This is a genomic window from Streptomyces achromogenes subsp. achromogenes, assembly GCF_000720835.1.
In the GTDB taxonomy this organism is placed as follows: Bacteria; Actinomycetota; Actinomycetes; order Streptomycetales; family Streptomycetaceae; genus Streptomyces; species Streptomyces achromogenes.
On the sequence record NZ_JODT01000046.1, the window covers coordinates 18988 to 37490 of the forward strand.

At 72.7% G+C, this 18503-nt stretch carries 18 protein-coding genes; 10 read left to right on the top strand and 8 right to left on the bottom strand.

All coding sequences use genetic code 11. The annotated features are described in order from the left end of the window. Positions 1-72 precede the first annotated feature (72 nt). The 3 genes from IH25_RS0133185 to mca all read right to left on the bottom strand — a co-directional run bounded on the left by IH25_RS0133185 (position 73) and on the right by mca (position 3436). Positions 73-2097, bottom strand: coding sequence for a thioredoxin domain-containing protein (locus IH25_RS0133185; RefSeq protein WP_030619387.1), 2025 nt, complete (start codon positions 2095-2097; stop codon positions 73-75). A gap of 243 nt (positions 2098-2340) precedes the next feature. Next, positions 2341-2583 (bottom strand): hypothetical protein, encoded by a 243-nt coding sequence (locus IH25_RS0133190; protein ID WP_209445405.1) that lies wholly within the window; start codon positions 2581-2583, stop codon positions 2341-2343. Next, positions 2576-3436, bottom strand: coding sequence for a mycothiol conjugate amidase Mca (gene mca, locus IH25_RS0133195; protein ID WP_030619393.1), 861 nt, complete (start codon positions 3434-3436; stop codon positions 2576-2578). The genes IH25_RS0133190 and mca overlap by 8 nt, the downstream gene beginning before the upstream one ends. A gap of 124 nt (positions 3437-3560) precedes the next feature. Here mca and IH25_RS0133200 point away from each other — a divergent pair, with 124 nt between their 5' ends. Next, entirely contained in the window at positions 3561-3959 is a 399-nt protein-coding gene (locus tag IH25_RS0133200; RefSeq protein ID WP_030619395.1) for a DUF4307 domain-containing protein, read from the top strand. Between the two features lie 194 nt (positions 3960-4153). Continuing rightward, entirely contained in the window at positions 4154-4651 is a 498-nt protein-coding gene (gene greA / locus IH25_RS0133205) for a transcription elongation factor GreA (protein ID WP_030619398.1), read from the top strand. A gap of 139 nt (positions 4652-4790) precedes the next feature. Here the strand turns inward: greA and IH25_RS0133210 are convergent, their stop codons facing one another. From IH25_RS0133210 to ilvA, 3 genes are all read right to left on the bottom strand, one after another. Then, positions 4791-5648 (bottom strand): ABC transporter permease, encoded by an 858-nt coding sequence (locus tag IH25_RS0133210; RefSeq protein ID WP_030619401.1) that lies wholly within the window; start codon positions 5646-5648, stop codon positions 4791-4793. Next, a complete protein-coding gene (locus IH25_RS0133215) occupies positions 5645-6655 on the bottom strand; it encodes a daunorubicin resistance protein DrrA family ABC transporter ATP-binding protein (RefSeq protein ID WP_030619403.1) in 1011 nt (336 codons plus the stop codon). Before IH25_RS0133215 ends, IH25_RS0133210 begins: the two co-directional genes overlap by 4 nt. A gap of 212 nt (positions 6656-6867) precedes the next feature. Beyond that, positions 6868-8097 (bottom strand): threonine ammonia-lyase, encoded by a 1230-nt coding sequence (gene ilvA, locus IH25_RS0133220; RefSeq protein ID WP_030619406.1) that lies wholly within the window; start codon positions 8095-8097, stop codon positions 6868-6870. Positions 8098-8258: 161 nt separating this feature from the next. Here ilvA and IH25_RS0133225 point away from each other — a divergent pair, with 161 nt between their 5' ends. The 3 genes from IH25_RS0133225 to IH25_RS38085 all read left to right on the top strand — a co-directional run bounded on the left by IH25_RS0133225 (position 8259) and on the right by IH25_RS38085 (position 9894). Continuing rightward, entirely contained in the window at positions 8259-8765 is a 507-nt protein-coding gene (locus tag IH25_RS0133225; protein WP_030619409.1) for a MarR family winged helix-turn-helix transcriptional regulator, read from the top strand. A 96-nt stretch (positions 8766-8861) separates the two neighbouring features. Next, the gene (locus tag IH25_RS0133230; protein WP_030619412.1) at positions 8862-9377 is read left to right on the top strand and encodes a sigma factor-like helix-turn-helix DNA-binding protein; all 516 of its coding nucleotides are present in this window, start codon (positions 8862-8864) and stop codon (positions 9375-9377) included. Between the two features lie 313 nt (positions 9378-9690). Continuing rightward, complete coding sequence (locus IH25_RS38085; protein ID WP_051754338.1) at positions 9691-9894, top strand: hypothetical protein; 204 nt, start codon at positions 9691-9693, stop codon at positions 9892-9894. Positions 9895-9948: 54 nt separating this feature from the next. On the opposite strand, the gene IH25_RS0133240 is transcribed toward IH25_RS38085, so the two are convergent. Beyond that, positions 9949-11103, bottom strand: coding sequence for a cystathionine gamma-synthase (locus IH25_RS0133240; protein WP_030619414.1), 1155 nt, complete (start codon positions 11101-11103; stop codon positions 9949-9951). A gap of 222 nt (positions 11104-11325) precedes the next feature. Between IH25_RS0133240 and IH25_RS0133245 the strand changes: the two genes are divergently transcribed. The 5 genes from IH25_RS0133245 to IH25_RS0133265 all read left to right on the top strand — a co-directional run bounded on the left by IH25_RS0133245 (position 11326) and on the right by IH25_RS0133265 (position 17167). Continuing rightward, positions 11326-12444 (top strand): hypothetical protein, encoded by a 1119-nt coding sequence (locus IH25_RS0133245; RefSeq protein ID WP_030619416.1) that lies wholly within the window; start codon positions 11326-11328, stop codon positions 12442-12444. A gap of 309 nt (positions 12445-12753) precedes the next feature. Next, on the top strand, positions 12754-14385 hold the full coding sequence (locus IH25_RS0133250; protein ID WP_030619417.1) for a M48 family metallopeptidase: 1632 nt from the start codon (positions 12754-12756) through the stop codon (positions 14383-14385). 61 nt (positions 14386-14446) lie between these two features. Further along, on the top strand, positions 14447-15574 hold the full coding sequence (locus IH25_RS0133255; protein ID WP_030619419.1) for a hypothetical protein: 1128 nt from the start codon (positions 14447-14449) through the stop codon (positions 15572-15574). A gap of 88 nt (positions 15575-15662) precedes the next feature. Further along, positions 15663-16328 (top strand): peptide-methionine (S)-S-oxide reductase MsrA, encoded by a 666-nt coding sequence (msrA, locus tag IH25_RS0133260; protein ID WP_030619424.1) that lies wholly within the window; start codon positions 15663-15665, stop codon positions 16326-16328. 113 nt (positions 16329-16441) lie between these two features. After that, a complete protein-coding gene (locus IH25_RS0133265; protein WP_030619427.1) occupies positions 16442-17167 on the top strand; it encodes a Type 1 glutamine amidotransferase-like domain-containing protein in 726 nt (241 codons plus the stop codon). Positions 17168-17323: 156 nt separating this feature from the next. Here IH25_RS0133265 and IH25_RS0133270 read toward each other — a convergent pair whose 3' ends face one another. After that, entirely contained in the window at positions 17324-18367 is a 1044-nt protein-coding gene (locus IH25_RS0133270; RefSeq protein ID WP_030619429.1) for an NAD(P)-dependent alcohol dehydrogenase, read from the bottom strand. Between the last annotated feature and the right edge of the window lie 136 nt (positions 18368-18503).

Sequence of the window (18503 nt, forward strand, 5' to 3'; positions counted from 1 at the left end):
GGCGGGGCTGTGGCGCTGACGCCCGCTCACCCGGCGAGGCTGTGGCGCCGGCGCCCGGTCATCCGGCAGGGTTCAGGCCAGCCTCGCCCGCAGCGCCTCCGGGTCGGTCACCGGCAGGTCGCAGACGAAGCCGCGGCAGACGTACGCGGCCGGGGCGCCGTCGATGAGGGTGCGGCCGGCCAGCAACGGGAACTCGTCGCCGTCCGGGGTGCCGCAGGCGACGACGGCGCCCGGGGCCGCGCCCAGCAGGGCCGTGCGGTGCAGGGCGGCCGTCCGCTCGTCGTCCGGGCCCGGTCCCACGACGGCCACCTCGCGCGGCCCGTCGAGCAGCGCCTCGGCGACGGCCAGCCCCCACCCGATGAACCGCGGCACCCGCGGCCCGAGCGTCTTCACGACCCCCAGCGCCCGCTCGGCGGCCACCCGGTGGGCCTCGGAACCGGTGTGGGCGGCATAGCCCAGCAGGGCCCCGGCCGCGGCGGTCCAGCCGGAGGGGGCGGCGTTGTCGGTGGGGTCCTGCGGCCGGCGGATCAGCCGCTCGGCGTCGGAGGCGGTGTCGAACAGCGCGCCGGTCTCCGGGTCGGTGAACCGGGCCAGCACCTGGTCGAGCAGCAGTCCGGCGAAGTCCAGCCAGACGCCCTCGCCGGTGACCGACGCGAGCGCCAGGAAGCCCTCGGCCACATCGCCGTAGTCCTCCAGCACGCCCGCGTTGGGGCCGACCCGGCCGTCCTTGCTGGTGCGCGCGAGCCGGGCGTGTTCGTCGAGGTGGACGCGGACCAGCAGGTCGGCGGCGCCGAGCGCGGCCTCGACCAGGTCGGGCCGGCCGAAGTAGGCGCCGGTCTCGGCGAGCGCGGCGACGGCGAGCCCGTTCCAGGCGGCGACGACCTTGTCGTCCCGGCCGGGGGCGGGCCGCCGGGCACGGGCGTCGAACAGCCGGCGCCGGACGGACGCGATCTTCTCCGCGTCGAACACGCCCTCCGTCTGCGGCAGCTGGAGCACCGACTGGCCGTGCTCGAACGTGCCCTCCTCGGTCACGCCGAAGTACCGGGCGGCGAGTTCGGCGTCGTCACCGAGGACGTCGCGCAGCTGCGCGGGCGTCCACACGTAGTACGCGCCCTCCACGTGCCGTCCGGTGCCGTCGTCGCTGTCGGCGTCGAGGGCGGAGGCGAAACCGCCCTCGGCCGTGCGCAGTTCGCGGACGAGGAAGTCGGCGGTCTCCAGCGCGACCCGCCGGGCGAGGTCCGAGCCGGTGGCCCGCCACAGATGGGCGTAGACCCGGCACAGCAGGGCGTTGTCGTAGAGCATCTTCTCGAAGTGCGGCACGATCCAGTCGCGGTCGACGGAGTACCGGGCGAACCCGCCGCCGAGCTGGTCGTAGATCCCGCCCCGGGCCATCCGCTCGCAGGTGTCCACGGCCATCTGCAACGCGCCCTCGGCGCCCGTGCGGGCGTGGTGGCGCAGCAGGAACTCCAGCACCATGGACGCCGGGAACTTGGGCGCGCCGCCGAATCCGCCGCGCTGCGGGTCGTACTCGCGGGTGAGGCCGAGCAGGGCCTGGGCGAGCTCCTGCTCACCGGGCGCCTCGGCGGCCTGCCGGACGATCTCCCGCTGGGCGAGATCCCGGACGATCTTCCCGGCGACCTCGCTGACCTCGTCGTGCCGGGTGGTCCAGGCCTGCTGGACGCCCTCCAGCACCTGCCGGAAGGAGGGCATGCCGTGGCGCGGGGCGGGCGGGTAGTACGTGCCGAAGTAGAAGGGCTCGGCGTCGGGCGTGAGGAACACGGTCATGGGCCAGCCGCCGTGCCCGGTGGCCGCCTGCACCGCCTCCATGTACACGGCGTCCACGTCCGGCCGCTCCTCGCGGTCGACCTTGACGCTGACGAAGTGCTCGTTCAGGTAGTCGGCGGTGGCCTGGTCCTCGAAGGACTCGTGGGCCATGACATGGCACCAGTGACAGGAGCTGTACCCGACGCTCAGCAGGACGGGTCTGTTCGTCCGGCGCGCCTCGGCGAAGGCCTCGGCCGACCACGGCCACCAGTCGACGGGGTTGTCGGCGTGCTGGAGCAGATACGGGGACGTCTCATGGGCCAGTCGGTTCACCGTTCCACTCTCCCACGGGCTCCGGCAGCGCGGAGAGCCCACGGCGCGCGGCGCGCGGGCGGAGCCGGCCCCGCCATCTGCGCCGCATCCCGCCCCTGAGCCGCCCGCCGCCGTACGCGGCACCGGGCGGGGCGGGGTGTGGAGGCGGGGACGGCGGCCGACCGGCGGCCGGACACGGCCCGGGACCGCCACGGCCGTGCGGGGGCGGGTGGCGGTGCCGGTGGGTGGTGAGCCCCGGGGGCCTTACGGTGCCGGGGAGCCGGCCTGCTTCCCGGCCGGTTCCGCCGCGGTGTCCGGGGCCTCCTTGAAGTCGACCTTCTGCATGTGCTTGCTCATCGACTTCATCAGGCCCCAGACGGCCACGGCCATCACCGCGAAGACGATGAAACCGAGGACACCGGGGGTGACCTTGTTCTGGTCCACCTCCTTGGCGAGGGGGACCAGGTGCGTCATTGCGAGGCTCACGCTTGCGCTCATGTCAGGCATTGTCCCGGATGCCCGCGAAGAGGTCGTCCTCGGGGAGGGAGGTATCGACCAGAGACTTCGCGAGCTCGTACTCCTCGGTGGGCCAGACCTCCTTCTGGAGGTCCAGCGGCACCTTGAACCAGCCGCCGTCCGGGTCGATCTGCGTGGCGTGGGCGATCAGCGCCTTGTCGCGGATCTCGAAGAAGTCCGCGCACGGAACGTGCGTGGTCAGCGTGCGCTCGGTGCGCTCGATCTCGTCCCAGCGCTTGAGCCAGTCCCCGTACGGCGACTCCAGGCCGCGGTCGAGCATGGCCTGGTGCAGGGCCTCGGTGCGGGGGCGGTTGAAGCCCTGGTTGTAGTACAGCTTCAGCGGCTGGTAGGCGGGGCCGTACTCGTCCTCGGGGTACTTCGCGGTGTCCGCCGCGCCCTCGAACGCCACCATGGAGATCTTGTGGGTCATGATGTGGTCGGGGTGCGGGTAGCCGCCGTTCTCGTCGTAGGTGGTGATCACCTGCGGGCGGAAGGAGCGGATCTTCCGCACCAGCTCACCGGCCGCCTTGTCGACGTCCTCCAGGGCGAAGCAGCCCTCGGGCAGCGGCGGCAGCGGGTCGCCCTCCGGCAGCCCGGAGTCCACGAAGCCCAGCCACTCCTGCTTGACGCCGAGGATCTCGCGGGCCTCGTCCATCTCCTTCTTGCGCACCTCGTGGATGTGCTCCTCGATGTACGTGTCGCCCTGCAGCTTGGGATTGAGGATGGACCCGCGCTCTCCGCCGGTGCACGTCACCACCAGCACGTCCACCCCCTCGGACACATACTTCGCCATGGTGGCCGCGCCCTTGCTCGACTCGTCGTCGGGGTGCGCGTGAACGGCCATCAGTCGCAACTGGTCAGTCAAGACTCAATCCTCGGTAACTCGGCGCCCCCGTGGCTCCGGGCGCAGTCGGCGGCTTCTATAGTGACTCAATCGGGGGGCGAATAATTCCGCGGAGAGGACGATCATGAGTACCGCGAGCACGCGGCTGCCCGAGGGCCGCTACGGCCGCTCCTCGGACGAGCGCGCCGACCGCAAGCTCAGGATCGCCGCCTCGGTGCTGGGCGTGGCCCTGCTCGCCCTGGTCGGCTACTTCGCCTACCACTACGTGGCGCGGAGCGAGATCAGCGCCCAGGTCATCACCTTCCAGGCGTCCGACGACACGGTGAAGGTCCACCTGGAGGTCCACAAGGACGCCGACACCTCCGGCTACTGCACCGTGCGCTCCCAGTCGGACGACGGCGCCGAGGTGGGCCGGGCCGACTTCCGGTTCTCCGGGCCGGACACGCGCATCGACAAGGTCGTCACGCTCCGTACGACCGCCCGGGGAACGACGGCCGAGCTGCTGGGCTGCCACGCCGGCTGAGGGCCGGACGGCGGACACTCCCCGGCGCCCTCCGGAATACGCGGCTCCTGACCTGCGTTGATGAGATTTATACGGCTTATGTCCTCCCCCTTTCGCCCATGAATTGTTAGGCTCGTGGTTTCGCCCATCCATGAGGGAACATTCTTCTGGGTAGGGCGATGCTTTGTATTCCCAGTACCGACGAGGAGCACCCTGTGACCCAGACCAGCGAGAACGTCACCTGGCTGACCCAGGAGGCGTACAACAAGCTCAAGGACGAGCTTGAGTACCTTACTGGTCCTGCGCGCACGGAGATCGCCGCCAAGATCGCGGCTGCGCGTGAGGAGGGCGACCTGCGTGAGAACGGCGGGTACCACGCGGCCAAGGAGGAGCAGGGCAAGCAGGAGCTGCGCGTACGCCAGCTGACCCAGCTCCTCGAGAACGCCAAGGTCGGCGAGCCGCCGGCCTCGAACGGTGCCGTCGCCCCGGGCATGGTCGTCACGATCGCCTTCGACGGTGACGAGGACGACACGCTGACGTTCCTGCTCGCCTCCCGCGAGTACGCGAGCGCCGACATCGAGACCTACTCCCCGCAGTCCCCGCTGGGTTCGGGCGTCATCGGCCACAAGGTCGGTGAGGACGCGGAGTACGAGCTGCCCAACGGCAAGAAGGCCTCCGTGCGCATCCTGAAGGCCGAGCCCTACACGAGCTGATCCCGGCCCCTGGTCCGCTTCGGGCCCCCGGCGCCCTTCGGGGCGACCGGGGGCTTTGTCATGTGCGGGCCCGGGGAGCGGACCCAGGGCCGCCGCCGGGCCGCCGGGCCGATGGTCAGGCGGCCCGGCGGTCAGGCGGTCAGGCGGTCGCGGAGCGGTACTTGCGCACCGCGAGGGTGCGGAAGACGACGACGATCAGCACCGAGTAGATCAGCGAGGCCCACACCGGGTGCTGCATCGGCCAGGCGCCCGAGGTGGACTGCCCGGGGTTGGCGAACAGCACGCGGGCCGCCTGGACGGTGGCGCTGAACGGGTTCCACTCGGCTATGTGGCGCAGCCACGGGGTCATGTTGGCGGTGTCCACGAACGCGTTGGAGAGGAAGGTGACGGGGAAGAGCCAGACGAGCCCGCCGGAGGTGGCCGCCTCCGGGGTGCGCACGCTCAGGCCGATCAGCGCGCCGATCCAGGTGAACGCGTAGCCGAGCAGGAGCAGCAGCCCGAACGCGGCGAGGACGCGGGCGGGGTTCGTGTCGCCGTCGGAGCCGGTCCGCCAGCCGACCAGCAGGGCGACGATCGCGAGGACCAGCACGGTGAGCGCCGTCTGCACCAGGTCGGCGAGGGTGCGGCCGGTCAGCACCGCGCCGCGCGCCATGGGCAGGGAGCGGAAGCGGTCGATGAGCCCCTTGTGCATATCGTCAGCTATGCCGGCACCGGCGCCCGCGGTGGCGAAGGTGACGGTCTGCGCGAAGATGCCGGCCATCAGGAAGTTCTTGTAGTCGAGCGCGCTGGTGCTGGCGCCGATCTTCATGGAGCCGCCGAAGACATAGGTGAACAGCACCACGAACATGATCGGCTGGATCAGCCCGAAAATTAACATTTCGGGGATCCTGGACATGCGAATCAAGTTGCGCTGGGCAACGATCAGCGAGTCCCGCACGGACCGGCCGACGGCGTTGCCGGGTGCGGCGGCGGGCGCGGCCTCGGTGACGGCGCTCATTTCACGGCCTCCTTGCCGTTCCGTTCCTTCTGCTGGTGTGGTGCGTCGGACTGGTCCTGGTCGGTGCTCTCGGCCGCGTGTCCGGTCAGCGAGAGGAAGACGTCGTCAAGGGTGGGACGGCGCAGCCCGATGTCGTCTATCCCGATCCCGCGGGTGTCCAGCTCGCGGATGATCTCGGCGAGCAGCTTGGCGCCGCCGGTGACGGGCACCGTGAGCCGGCGGGTGTGCTCCTCGACCGTGGTCTCGCCCTTGCCGAAGCCGCGCAGCACCTCCACCGCGGCCGCCATGCGCTGCCGGTCCTGCACCACGACCTCGACGCGCTCGCCGCCGGTGCGGGCCTTGAGCTGGTCGGAGGTGCCCTGGGCGATGACCCGGCCGTGGTCGACGACCGCGATGTCATGGGCCAGGTGGTCGGCCTCCTCCAGATACTGCGTGGTGAGCAGCAGTGTCGTGCCCCCCGAGACGAGCTGCTTGATGACCTCCCACAGCTGCTGGCGGTTGCGCGGGTCGAGGCCCGTCGTCGGTTCGTCCATGAACATCACCGGCGGCGAGACCACGAGGGCGGCGGCGAGGTCCAGCCGGCGGCGCATGCCTCCGGAGTAGGTCTTGGCGGGGCGGTCGGCGGCGTCCGTGAGGTGGAACTGCTCCAGCAGCTCCGCCGCGCGGGCCTTGGCCGCCTTCGCCCTCATCTGGTACAGCCGGCCGACCATCTGCAGGTTCTCCCGGCCGGTCAGATACTCGTCCACCGCCGCGAACTGACCGGACAGGCCGATTGAGCGGCGCACGGCGTCGGGGTGGCGCAGCACGTCCACGCCCGCGACGACCGCCTTGCCGCTGTCGGGGCGCAGCAGCGTCGTCAGGCAGCGGACCGTCGTCGTCTTGCCGGCGCCGTTCGGCCCGAGCAGGCCGAGGACCGTGCCCTCGGGCACGTCCAGGTCGACGCCGTCCAGCGCCCTTACGTCGCCGAAGGTCTTCACCAGGCCTTCGGCATAGATGGCCCCTGGCATGTCTGTCTCCACCTCGTCGGGGATTTTTCGGGACGGACTCTTCGCAAAAGCTAGGCGTGTTCGCCCGGCCGCGCCCCCTTTTTTCCCACCCGTCGCGAGCAACCTCTCGCACGGGTGCCGACAGCAGGCCCGGCGGCCACACGAGATACCGTAACGCGATGTATCGCGTCTCTCAAGAGGCCTCACCCGAAAGGGTGGTTGGCCGTCGGAGGTCAGGCGATGACGGTGTAGCCGGCGTCCCGCAGGGCCCGGCCGAGCTCCGCGCAGTGCGCCGGGCCCTTGGTCTCCAGGTGAAGCTCCACCTCCGCCTCGGTGAGCCCGAGGCGCGGGTCGGTGCGGACGTGGCTCACGTCGAGGACGTTGGCGTCGGCCGCCGACAGCACCCCGAGGAGCGTGGCGAGCGCGCCCGGCCGGTCCGTCAGCCGCAGCCGTACGGCCAGGTACCGGCCCTGCGCGGCCATGCCGTGCCGCAGCACGCGCTGCATCAGCACCGGATCGACGTTGCCGCCGGAGAGCACCGCCACGACCGGCCCGTCGAAGGTCTCCGGCGCGGCCAGCAGCGCGGCGACCGGGCTCGCCCCGGCCGGCTCCACGACCAGCTTGGCCCGCTCCAGGCAGAGCAGCAGCGCCGCCGACAACTCGTCCTCGCTGACGGTGCGCACCTCGTCCACCAGCTCGTCGACGATCCCGAACGGCACCACGCCGGGCCGCCCCACCCTGATGCCGTCGGCCATCGTCGCCGGGTTGCGCAGCGACACCGGGCGCCCGGCGGCCAGCGAGGGCGGGTAGCAGGCGGCACCCTCCGCCTGCACACCGACGATCCGGACGTCCGGCCGCAGCGCCTTGACCGCCACCGCGATCCCGGCCGCCAGCCCGCCGCCGCCCATGCCGACGACGATCGTCCGCGCCTCGGGGCACTGCTCCAGGATCTCCAGGCCGACGGTGCCCTGACCGGCGATCACGTCGGGGTGGTCGAAGGGGTGGATGAACACCGCGCCGGTCCGGGCCGCGTACTCCTCGGCGGCGGCCAGCGTCTCGTCGACCACCTGGCCGTGCAGGCGCACCTCGGCGCCGTAGTCCCGGGTCGCGCTCACCTTCGGCAGCGGCGCGCCCTGCGGCATGAACACCGTGGCGTGCACGCCCAGCAGCGAGGAGGCCAGCGCCACGCCCTGCGCGTGGTTGCCGGCGCTCGCGGCCACCACCCCGGCGGCCCGCTCCTCCGGCAGCAGCCCGGCGATCCGCACATAGGCGCCGCGCAGCTTGAACGAGCCGGTCCGCTGGAGGTTCTCGCACTTGAGGTGCACCGGCGCGCCGACCAGCCGGGACAGGTACCGGCTGCCCTCCAGCGCGGTCACCCGGGCCACGCCCGACAGCATCTTCCGGGCACCGCGCACATCGTCGAGGGTGACGGAACGCAAGGATTCGGCCGTGCGGTAGCTCATATCACCAGCATCGCAGTTCACGTTTGCGCACGGCGGATGTGACCAAGCCGCGAGACCGGTTCGCCCAGCGCCGGTACGGCCCGGCTCCGGGCCGCGTACCCTGTCCCCCAACCCAGCAGCCCTCATGAAGTGAGCCTCCGGCCATGCCCACAACACCAGAAATGTCGATGGACATGACGACCGTCGGTGACACCGGTCTTCTCGACACCCTTCAGCACGAGGTGGCGCTGTTCGCCCGCCGTGCCGAGCAGACGCGGCTCGGCGGCGTGGGCCAGGTGCGCAACTCCATGGACCGTGCCGCGTATCTGCTGCTCAACCGCCTCGACAAGGAAGGCCCGATGGGGGTCAAGGCGCTCGCGGCGAGCATGGGCATCGACTCCTCCACGGTCACCCGGCAGGTGGCGCCCCTGGTCGACACCGGCCTGGTCAAGCGCACCTCCCACCCGGAGGACGGGCGGGCGGTGGTGCTCCAGCTGTCGCCGCGCGGCGCCGCCCGGCTGGAGGAGGTGCGCTCGTCCCGGCGTCAGCTCATGGCCGAGCTGACACACGACTGGGCGCCGGAGGAGCGCGAGCAGTTCTGCACGCTCCTGACCCGCTTCAATCACGCGCTCTCCGCGCGGATGACGGTGCAGGGCGTTCCGGCGGCGGAGCAGCCTGCGGTCGGCTGAGCCACGCCCGCCGGAGGGGTCCGACGTCTTGACCCCGGGCCGCCCCTGGCCTGATATGAGACCGGGTCCGTACGGGCCCCGTCAGGGGGAGGCTCGGTGGGTGATCGGCAGCCGGTCCGCGGTGAGCGCCGCGTCCGGGAGTTCGAGGCGTTCGTGGCGGGCGCGGCGGGACGCCTGCTGCACGCGGCCACGCTGCTCACCGCGGAGGCACCGGACGCCAACCCGCGCGCGCGGCGCCTGCTGACGCTCGCCCTGGCCCACACCTACGCCCGCTGGGACCGGCTGCGCGGCGAGGACCCGTACGACTGTGCCCGCCAGTACCTCGCCACCCGCTTCGCGCACACCACCTGGCACCGCCACGGCGCCTTCGGCCACGCCCGGAGCGGTCCGCGCGGGCCGCTCGCCGGGCTCAGCCCCCAGGAGCGGCTGGTGCTGGTCCTGCGGATCTACGAGGGCGTGGCCGAGGAACAGACGGCGGCGCTGCTCGGCCTGCCCGTGGAACGCGTCCACACCATCTGCGACCGCGCGACGGCGACTGTGCTGCACCCGCCCCGGCCGGCTCCGGCGGGCCGGGCGGCGACGGAGGCGGCTCCGTCAGGACCGGCGCGATGACCCGCGCCGCCGGAACCGGCCACCGCGAGCGCCTGCCCGGGCAGCGCCACCGCCCGCCCGGACACGGCCGCCTGCCCGGCCGGGCCGCGGGGAGCCGGCGCGCGTGGGGGGCCGTCCTCGGACCGGTGGGGGAATGCGCTGTCGCGTGGCGCGTGCACCGCGCGGCGGAACGGGAGCGAGCTCATTGCGGCCCCGCGCGCGCGTGCCTGACCGCGGGAGCACCCGGGGACAGCGCCGTGACGGCACCTGGACCTGGACCTGCGGACGATGCGGTGTCCCCGTGGTCCCCGACCGGTCGGCGCCGGAGGCTCCGGTGAAGCGCGGGGAGCGGGAGGCCGCCGTGCGCGCGGCCATGGAGCGGGCCGTGGCGCCGGTGCCGCCCGAGCTGTACGCGGACGCGGTGCTCCGCGGGGACCGTCTGCTGCGGCGCCGTCGGCTCGCGCGCCGGGCGCTGTGGCTGCTGGCGTGCGCGGCGGTCCTCGCGTTCACCGTGTGGGCGGCGCACGCCCGCCCCTGAGCGGAGTCGCCCTCGCGGACGACTCCACCGGTCACCGGGCGGTGACCCCGGCCGTCAGCCGAGGGCCTGCTTGAGGTCCTCCAGCAGGTCGTCGACGTTCTCGATGCCGACGGACAGGCGCACCAGGTCGGCGGGGACCTCCAGCTGGGAGCCGGCCACGGAGGCGTGCGTCATCCGGCCGGGGTGCTCGATCAGGGACTCGACACCGCCGAGGGACTCGCCGAGGGTGAACACCTTCGTACGGGCGCACACCTCCAGCGCGGCCTCCTCGCCGCCCGCGACGCGGAACGACACCATGCCGCCGAACGACCGCATCTGCTTGGCGGCGACTTCGTGGCCGGGGTGGTCGGGCAGGCCCGGGTAGTACACCTGCGTCACGCGCGGGTGCCGGGTCAGCATGTCGGCGACCTTCGTGGCGTTCTCGCCGTGCCGGTCCATGCGCACCGCGAGGGTCTTGGTGCCGCGCAGCACCAGCCAGGAGTCGAAGGGGCCGGCCACGGCGCCCATCGCGTTCTGGTGGTAGGCCAGCTCCTCGCCCAGCGCCTGGTCGGCGACGACCAGCGCACCGCCGACCACGTCCGAGTGACCGCCCATGTACTTCGTGAGCGAGTACACGACGACGTCCGCGCCCAGCGCCAGCGGCTGCTGGAGGTAGGGGGTGGCGAAGGTGTTGTCGACGACGAGCTTCACGCCCGCGTCGTGGGCGACCTGGGCGACGGCGGCGATGTCGGTGATGCCGAGCAGCGGGTTGGAGGGGGTCTCCACCCAGACGGCCTTCGTCTTCGGCGTGATCGCGGCCCGTACGGCGGCCGGGTCGGAGGTGTCGGCGACGGACCACTCCACACCCCAGCGGGTGGCCACCTTGGCGAAGAGCCGGAAGGTGCCGCCGTAGGCGTCGTCCGGGATCACCACGTGGTCACCGGGGCCGAGGAGCGTACGCAGCAGCGTGTCCTCGGCCGCCAGGCCGGACGCGAAGGCGAGGCCGCGGCGACCGCCGTCCAGCGCGGCGAGGTTCTCCTCCAGCGCGGTCCGGGTGGGGTTGGCGCTGCGGCTGTACTCGTAGCCGCCGCGCAGGCCGCCGACGCCGTCCTGCTTGTAGGTCGACACCTGGTAGATCGGCGGGACGACCGCGCCGGTGAGGGGGTCCGCGGTGTTGCCCGCGTGGATTGCGAGTGTCTCGAAGTGGTCGCTGATGTGCCTGTCGCTCATGTGCATCGAGCGTAATGCGCCCGGCCGGTTCCCGACGCCCGGCGAGAGGTGTTCGCCAGGTTCTGCAATGTTCCCGTCATGCTGTGACCAGGTTTGCTGTCATGCCCTGATCGGGTTTGCTGTCGTGCTCTGATCTGGTTGCTGTCATGCCCCGATCGAGAGTTTTCCACAGGCTCGGGGCGGGGTTCGCCAATTGTCGGCGGGGTCTGGTTCGCTTGAGACATGGCGATTCTCTGGCTGCTGATGGCGCTGCTCGTGCTGGGCCTCGTCCTGCTCCCCGTTCTGCGGCGCGGGCGCGGCGGGATCCAGCGGGTTCCGGCGGGACACCCGGACGCCGCCGACCCGGCGGCCTACGGCTTCCTGCGCGAGGAAGAACTGGACGTGCGCCTGCCCGGCCCGGACCAGGACCTGCTGCAGACGCTGGAACTGGTGCAGCGCACGCAGGACTACCGGGCCGCCGCCCAGTTGCTGGCCGGCACCGAGGCCGAGGGCGAGCCGCGCTGGCAGCGGGTGCAGGCGTTCGCCGGCGCCGCCGCGCTGGAGCTGCGGCAGCGGCCCGGCGGGGTGCACGAGACGCCGGGCGGCCAGTGGCTGCGGGTGTGGCGTGCGGAGAAGCCCAAGGACGCGGGTGGTGCCGCCGTGCACGCGGAGTTCCTGGTGCAGCAGGCCTGGCGGACGGCGACGCCGGGCACGGACGAGTTCCGGATCATCATGGAGGAGGCCCGCAAGACCTGTGCGGAGGCCGCCCTGCTGGCCCCCGGAGACCCGGTGCCGTACGTCATAGAGCTGTCCGTCGCGCGCGGGCTTTCCTATCCGCACGCCGAGTTCGAGCAGCTGTGGGGCAAGATCCTCGACCGGGCCCCCTATCACATGGGCGCGCATCTGGCCGCGCTGCACTACTGGTGCGAGAAGTGGCACGGCTCCCGTGAGCAGGCGTACTCCTTCGCGCAGAGCGCGGCGGCCCGCGCCCCGGAGGGCTCGCTGCTCGCCGCGCTGCCGCTGTTCGCGGTGTTCGAGCACCTCCCGGAGGTGAACCTGGTCGCGAGCTTCTACCAGAGCGAGGTCGTCGCCAAGGCGATCCACGGCGCGCTGCACGCGGTGCGCTCGGCCGACCCCGACGACCCGACCCTTCCCCACGTCCGGCATCTGCTGGTCTTCTTCCTGGTCCGCGCCGAGCGCTGGGCGGAGGCCATGGACCAGCTCATACACGTCGACGGGCATGTGGGCGCGCTGCCGTGGACCCTGTCCGAGGACCCGGCCGCCGCGTTCGCCCTCCACCGCGCACTGGCGGTCGCCGGCTACGAGTCCAACGGCGGCAGCCCGGCGGGCCTGCCCGGCTGAGAGGGCACGGGGGGGCTGCCCGAGCGGGGGGGAGCACCGGGTCCGCCCGGGGGGGAAGGGCCACCCGTCCGCCTTTACGCGCTCCTCACATTGCCCTCCTGACCTGCGGTAGGGCATACTCCGCTTCCCCCCACACCGCACCACCAGCATCAAGCGCACCACCATCACCACAACTCGCACCACGCGCACCACCACGCACCAGTACGCACCAGTACGCACCGACCGCCCATCGGCCCGGTGCATCCTTCCTGTCCTTTTCCGTCGCTTCGTCCTGTCCCTTTTCCGGGGTCCTGTGGGGGGATCTGCCCGATGGGCGCAACGCTGCGCGCACTGCGCGCTCTCGTTCTGCTGCTCGGCTTCTATCTGCTGAGCCTCGTCCTGCTCGCCGCGCTGGCCGGCGTCGATGTCCTCGTGTTCGGCTGGGGACACGGCCCGCTCACGGCGAAGGTCGGCTTCGTCACGGTGCTACTGGCCATCCCCGTCGTCCGCGGCATGCTGATGCTGCGCACCCCGAAGGGCGAGGACCCGCCCGGCCTCCCGGTCACCGACGCCGACGAACCCCGGCTGTGGGCGCTGGTCCGCGAGCTGGCCACGGCGGCCGGCACCCGCGCCCCCGACCGCATCCTGCTCACCGGCGAGGTCAACGCCTCCGTCAGCGAGGAACCGCGACTGCTCGGCCTGCTGCCCGGCCCGCGCCGCCTCACGCTCGGCGTGCCGCTGCTGATCGGTCTGACCGAGGCGCAGCTGCGCTCCGTACTCGCCCACGAGTACGGTCACTTCACCGGCGGCGACACCCGGCTGTCCGCGCTGGTCGTGCGCGGGCGCGTGCAGATCGGCCGGGTCATCGGGCAGTTCCGCGCCAAGGCGGACGGCAAGGTGGCCGCCGACCGGGCCCGGCAGGAGCGGGCGTCCGCCAAGCGGGTCGCCAAGGGCCGGAAGGCCAAGGAGATCGACACCACCGGTGTCGGGGCGACGTACCGCACGATGGCGCGGATCTACACCGCCTACGGCAAGCTCTACCTGCGCGCCTCCCTGTCCACCGCGCGCGGCCAGGAGTACGCCGCCGACCTGACCGCCGCCCGGATCGCCGGCCGGGACGCGACCGCGTCGGCGCTGCGCGAGATCCCGGCCCTGTCCGCCTCCCACGACTTCTACCTGGACTCCTACGCCACGCTGGGCCTGCGGGCCCGGCTGCTGCCGCCGCGCGGCGAGTTCTTCGGCGGCTTCGGCCGGCTGCTGGCCGCCCGGGAGCCGGAGCCGGCGAAGCCGCGCGCGGAGCTGCCGGAGATGCCGGTGGGACCGTACGACTCCCACCCGCCGATCGCCGACCGGGTACGGCGGATCGAGGCGCTGCCCGCCGACGGCCGCGCCGACGAGGCCCGGGGCGCGGCGCTGACGCTGCTGACCGACCCGGAGCGCACCCTGGGCGCGCTGGAGGACGCCGTCCTCCTGGACGAGCTGCTCGCCTGCCCGCGCGCCGCCGGCTGGGAGGAGCTGCTGAACGCCTCGATGGCCGCGGGCCTGTCCGCCACGCAGACCCCGCTGCACCGGGCGCTGACCGCGTACACCGGGCGGCCGGCCAGCCTGTCCGCGCTGCTGGACGTCATCGACGACGGCCGGCTGTGGCGGCTGGCGGAGCGGCTGCCGCTGTCGGAGGTGGCGGCGGCCGCGAAGGGGCGGGCGTTCCGCGAGTTCGTACGGCCGGTGCTGCTCCGCTCGCTGCGCACGATGGTGCTGGCCGAGTTCAGCGCCTGTTCGCTGCTGAGCTGGGAGTTCTCCTGGACCGGCCCGGCGACGGTACGGCTGCCCGGCGGGGACACGGGCACCGGGGACGCCGGCCCCGAGGCCGACCTGGACGCGGCCCTTCAGGCGGCGGTCGCCGACCACCCCGACACCGGCCGGCTGCGCGCGCTGCTGCCATCGGCGGTCCAGAACGTCTGACCCGCCGGGCCGCTCACCCCGCCTGATCCGCCGCCCCTCCGACACGAACGGACCGACCCGCATGACCGTCCTCTTCTGGATCCTCGGGATCCTGGCCGTCCCCACGGCGATCTTCCTGCTCTGGCTGCTCTGGGTGTTCCTGAAGGAACTCTTCTCCCCGAGCCCCGACGACGACGGCGACACGGACGCCGACGCCGAGGCCGCGCGGGCCGCCAGGGCCGCCGCGAAGCTCGGTCTGCTGCCCGCCGAGCGGCAGAACACCGACCTCGCCGCGCCGCTGCCGGAGCAGTGGACGGCCGCGCTGGCCGCCGTGCGCGGCGGTGACTGGCAGCCCGCCGCCGACCTGCTCGCGGCGGTGGGCCGGGACTGGGACCGCCGCTCGGCGCTCGCCTATGTGCTGGCCGACCGCGCCGCCGAGGAGGACGCGTGGCTGCTGGCCTGGGAGGCGGCCCGGCCCGACGACCCGGACGCGGCCGTGGTCCGCGCGCGCAGCACGGTGCTGCTGGCCTGGAAGATCCGGGGCGCGAAGGCGGCGCAGTACACGACCCAGGAGCAGTTCGAGGGCTTCCGCCGCACGCTCACCGCCGCCCGGGAGGATGTCGCACGGGCGGCGGCGCTGAACCCCGACGACCCGACCCCGTTCGTCGCGGAGATCTGGGTGGCGCTGGGTCTCGGCTACCCGAACGCGCGGATGGACGAGCTGTGGACGGAGATCACCTCGCGTGCCCCGCACCACTACGAGGCGCACTTCTCGGCACTGCAGTACTGGTGCGCGAAGTGGCGCGGCTCCGAGCGGCTCGCCCGCGAGTTCGCCGAGCGGGCGGCGGCCGGCGCACCCCTGGGCAGCCTGCTGACCGTGCTGCCGCTGATCGCGCACTTCGAGCACGACGAGTCGGACGACACCGAGGCCGACAACACGCCCGAGATGCGGGCCCGGGTCGAGGCGGCGCTCGCGGACGCGGCGGCGGCCGACCCGACCCACCCCCGGCTGCCGGAACTGCGTCACCTGCTGGCGTACTACCTGCACCTCCAGGGCCGCAACGAGGCGGCGCTGGAGCAGTTCCGGCTGGTCGACGGGCATGTGAACGCGCTGCCGTGGCGCCACGACAGCGACATGGCCGGTTACTACTGCCGGGTCCGGAACACGACGGTCGCGCTGGCGGAGGAGGAGGAGGCGGCGGGAGTCTGACCGGAATGCGCGGGGCGCGCGGGGCGTTGTAGGGGTGCCGGAACCGCCGAGGCGGCCGGCGCCCAGCCCCGACCGACAGGGAGACCCGATGCTCTTCGGCCGCACACCCCAGCTGCCCACCCCCGAGCAGGCGCTCAAGGGCCGCCCCACGCTCGCCTTCGCGGTCCCGGAACGCCACACCGTCCTCGGCACGCCGCTGCTCGGCCCCTACCCCGAGGGCCTGGAGGTCGCCGACTTCGGCCTGGGCTGCTTCTGGGGCGCCGAGCGCAAGTTCTGGCAGCTCCCGGCGGGCGTGTTCACGACCTTGGTCGGTTACCAGGGCGGTTACACGGAGAACCCGACGTACGAGGAGGTCTGCTCGGGCCTGACCGGTCACACGGAGGTGGTCCGGGTGGTCTACGACCCGCGGCAGATCTCGTACGACGACCTGCTGAAGACCTTCTGGGAGTCGCACGACCCGACGCAGGGCTTCCGGCAGGGCAACGACGTGGGCACGCAGTACCGTTCGGCGGTCTACACGCACACCCCGGAGCAGGCCGCGGCGGCGGAGGCCTCCCGCGACGCCTACCAGAAGGTCCTGACCTCCTCCGGCTACGGCATGATCACCACGGAGATCCTCCCGGCCGAGGGCCGCGCCTTCTACCCGGCCGAGGCCTACCACCAGCAGTACCTCGACAAGAACCCGGCGGGCTACTGCGGCCTGGGCGGCACCGGCGTGTCCTGCCCGGTCGGCATCGCCCGCGCCGGGAGCTGACGACTCCCGGCGGATGCGGCGCGCACCGGACGGCGGCCGGGGGCGGTAATTCGGACGACGGCTCCGGCCACCGGCCCGTACATTCGCCCCTTGCGTCTTGTGAAGGGGAGGGCATGGGCAGTCCGGTGTTTCTGATCGGTGGCGGCTGGGACCGCGCCGAGGTGTACGAACCGTTCCTGCGCCAGGTGCGCGGCGCGCGGCGGATCGGGTGTCTGATCGTCGACGAGGGGGACGGGCGGGCGCAGTTCGAGCGGTACGCGCAGGCGTTGCTCAAGGCCGGGCCGGCGTGCGTGCCGGTCCCGCTGCTGGTGCCGCTCGGCGGCCGGTTCGTGCCGGAGACCGCGCTGGACGGGATCGACGGACTGCTGGTGTGCGGGGGGCTCACGCCCGCGTACCAGGAGGCGCTCGCGGAGTGCCTGGAGCGGCTGCCGGACCTGCTCGCCGAGCGCGGGCTGCCGTACGCGGGCTTCTCGGCCGGTGCCGCCGTGGCCGCGCGGCGGGCGGTGGTCGGCGGGTGGCTGGTGGACGGCGTCCCGGTGTGCCCGGAGGAGACCGGCGAGGATCTGGCGGAGGTCGAGGTCCGGGCGGGGCTCGGACTGGTGCCGTTCGCGGTGGACGTACACGCCGCCCAGTGGGGGACGCTGGCCCGGCTGATCACGGCGGTCGGGCGGCGACAGGCCCCGTACGGCGTCGCCGTCGACGAGAACACGCTGCTCACGGTGGCTGACGACGAGGCCCGGGTGTCCGGCGCCGGCCGAGTCCACGTGGCGCGTCCCGCCCCGGACGGGGGCGTGACGGTACGGGCGTACGGCACCGGCGAGAGCTTCGGCCTGCGGTAGGCAAGCGCCCCGAAAGGGGCGCGGGGAACCGCGCGACCAGCCACAACGGACCCGCGGCCGGCAGACCCCCGCACCAGGCAGACGATCCGCCGCGCAGACAGACGGTCCACCGCCGGACCATAGCCCCGCACGGACTACGGCCCGGCGGACCGCAGGTCAGATCGTGGCGGTGTCGATCACGAACCGGTAGCGCACGTCACTGGCCAGCACCCGCTCGTACGCCTCGTTGATCTCGGACGCGGCGATCAGCTCGATCTCCGCGCCGAGGCCGTGCTCCGCGCAGAAGTCCAGCATCTCCTGCGTCTCGCGGATGCCGCCGATCATGGAGCCCGCGAGGGTCTTGCCGCCGCCGATCACCGAGAAGAGGTTGAGCGAGATCGGCTCCTCGGGGGCGCCCACGTTCACCAGCGCGCCCTCCGGCTTCAGCAGCGCCAGGTAGGCGTTGAAGTCCAGCGGGGCCGACACCGTGGACACGATCAGGTCGAACGTGCCCCGCAGCTCCTCGAAGGTCTTCGGGTCGCTGGTGGCGTAGTAGTGGTCGGCGCCCAGCTTGAGGCCGTCCTCCTTCTTGCGCAGGGACTGCGACAGCACGGTCACCTCGGCGCCGAGCGCGTGCGCGATCTTCACGCCCATGTGGCCGAGGCCGCCCATGCCGAGGATCGCGACCTTCTTGCCGGGACCGGCGTTCCAGCGCTTCAGCGGGGAGTACGTGGTGATGCCGGCGCACAGCAGCGGCGCGGCCACGTCCAGGGACAGCCCGTCGGGGATGCGGACGACGTAGTTCTCGTCGACGACGATCTTCTGCGAGTAGCCGCCGTAGTTGGGCGTGCCGTCGCGGCCGATGGCGTTGTACGTGGCGCCGAAGCCGCCGTTCACGCAGTACTGCTCCTGCCCGGCCCGGCAGTTCTCGCACTCACGGCAGGAGTCGACCAGGCAGCCGACGCCCACCCGGTCGCCGACCTTGAACTTCGTCACACCGGGGCCGACCTCCGCCACGACGCCGGCTATCTCGTGGCCGGGGACCATCGGGAAGATCGCCTCACCCCAGCCCTCCCGGGCCTGGTGGATGTCGGAGTGGCAGATACCGGCGAACTTGATGTCGATCAGGACATCGGCCTCGCCGACCGCGCGTCGCTCGATGGTCGTGCGCTCCAGCGGGGCCTTCGCGGCGGGCGCGGCATATGCGGCAACAGTGGTCATGCGGGGGGTTCTCCCTAGTGGTCGTTCGCGTGCTCGGCTCCTGGTGCCGGGCACGGCGTCCAGCCTGCCGCATACCCGGCGGCGTACCCAGACCACGCCTTTGCGTACGACCACTGTGCCTACCACCAGCGAGGTC